At 69.2% G+C, this 1,881-nt stretch carries 2 protein-coding genes and 1 pseudogene; 2 read left to right on the forward strand and 1 reads right to left on the reverse strand.

Annotated elements, in window-relative coordinates; translation table 11 throughout:
• A pseudogene (locus RMO12_RS10315) lies at positions 1 to 601 on the forward strand (methylenetetrahydrofolate reductase); the annotation flags it as partial.
• 155 nt (positions 602 to 756) lie between these two features.
• Entirely contained in the window at positions 757 to 1,293 is a 537-nt protein-coding gene (gene gloA, locus RMO12_RS10320; protein WP_309624038.1) for a lactoylglutathione lyase, read from the forward strand.
• A gap of 12 nt (positions 1,294 to 1,305) precedes the next feature.
• Here gloA and RMO12_RS10325 read toward each other — a convergent pair.
• The coding region (locus RMO12_RS10325; RefSeq protein ID WP_309639223.1) for a class I SAM-dependent methyltransferase at positions 1,306 to 1,881 on the reverse strand (576 nt) is incomplete at its 5' end.

A 1,881-nucleotide genomic window follows, 5' to 3' on the forward strand; every position in this document is an offset into this window, starting at 1 on the left:
GCTGCTCGTCGCCGGCTCGGCGCGCACGCCGCTCGGTCGCTTGGACGGCAGCTTGCCCGCGCTCGCCTCGGGCCTGTTCGAGCGTTGCGGCTTTCGCGCACTCGGCGTGGCCGGTCATCCCGAGGGCAGCCCCGACATCGCGGCCGAGACGCTGGCGCTCGCACTGCACGAGAAAAACCGCTGCGCCCAAGGCTCGCCGCTGCGCATGCACCTGGTGACGCAATTCTGTTTCGACGGCGCGCCGGTGCTCGCCTGGGAAAAGCAGATCCGCGCCGCCGGCAACCGCCTGCCGGTGCATGTGGGGCTGGCCGGACTGGCGTCGCTGCCGACGCTCGTCAAGTACGCGCGCAGCTGCGGTGTTGGCGCCTCGCTCGGCGCGCTCACGCGGCAGATGGGCCGCATGTTCAAGCTGGTGTCCGCCGTGACGCCCGGCCCGCTCGTCACGGCGCTGGCGGCGGCCTGCATCGGCGATGAGCATTGCCTGATCGAGCGGCTGCACTTCTACCCCTTCGGTGCCTTCGACGCCACCGTGGCCTGGGCAGCCGCCATCGCGTGCGGCGACTTCAGACTCACGCGTGAGGGCAGCGACATCGCCGTCTGAGCGTGCTCGGCATCGCGGTGGGCCGGTCGGGCTGGCGCTGTGCAAATTAATCGGCCGCTGCCGACCGCGCGCGACGAGCCCTTGCCGATGCGGGCAAGATGTCGGCTTGGCGGGCCGCGACGCGGCCTGGAAAACAACCACCCCCAGAGGACACGATGGCCTTCGACACCGAACAACACCCCGGCGTTTGCGCCGCCCGACCCGAGGCCGCACGCGGCTTCACGCTCAACCACACCATGCTGCGCGTCAAGGACCCGGCCGTCGCGCTGGACTTCTACACCCGCCTGATGGGCATGCGCGTGCTGCGCAAGCTCGACTTTGCGGAGATGAAGTTCTCGCTCTACTTCCTGGCCATGCCGATCGAAGGCGAGGCGCCGCCCGAGGACATGGGCAAACGCACCGCCTGGACCTTCGACCAGCGCGGCGTGCTCGAACTCACGCACAACTGGGGCACCGAGGCCGATGCCGACTTCAAGTACCACGACGGCAATGCGCAGCCGCAGGGCTTTGGGCACATCTGCATTTCGGTGCCCGATCTCGACGCCGCCATCGCCTGGTTCGACGCCAACGGCGTGCCCTACGTCAAACGCCCCGAGCAGGGGAAGATGAAGGACGTGGCCTTCATCAAGGACCCCGACGGCTACTGGATCGAGATCGTCGAGCCGGGTCGTCTGCAGGCGCTGGGCCGCTGACGCGTTGGTCGCTCAGCGCGGCTTCACGAAGCGCAGCGCAAAGCGGTCGGCGGGGATTTTCATGTCGAAGAAGGCCTGCTCGCGCGGGTCTTCGGGGTTGCGCAGGAAGGCGGCTTCTTGTTCCAGCTTGAAGCCAGCCGCAAGCACTTCGGCGCGCAGCGCCTGCTCGTCGATGCGGTGCAGGGTCTTGGTGTCCGCAAGGCCGCTGCCGATCTTGGCCGCATGGTCGATGACCACCAAATGCCCGCCCGGGCGCAGCGCCTCGAAGAGCGCGCGGTTCATCCTGGCTCGGTCCACCGGCCCGTAGGCGATGTCGTGATACGACAGCACCAGCGTGACCAGGTCCACGCGCGGCGCCTCGGCCGGATACGGGTCTTCGAGCGGGCGCAGCAGCAGCTCGATGTTGGCCTGCGGCTGCGCGGCGAGCCGTTTCTCGAGCGCCGGGCGCGCCTTTTCGGCCTGCGCCCAGACCTTGCCGGCCGGCCCCACTGCGAGCGCCATCAGCTGCGTCGTGTAGCCGCCACCGGCCTGGATGTCGAGCACCTTCATGCCGGGCTTGACCTGCGCGAAGCGCAGCAGCTCGGCGGG

Origin of the sequence: Methylibium sp., from assembly GCF_031393925.1 — a bacterium.
Classification (GTDB): domain Bacteria; phylum Pseudomonadota; class Gammaproteobacteria; order Burkholderiales; family Burkholderiaceae_C; genus Methylibium.

Bases quoted from the DNA above. Each gene is read 5' to 3' on its own strand.
- gloA (WP_309624038.1), top strand. From the start codon at position 757: ATGGCCTTCGACACCGAACAACACCCCGGCGTTTGCGCCGCCCGACCC.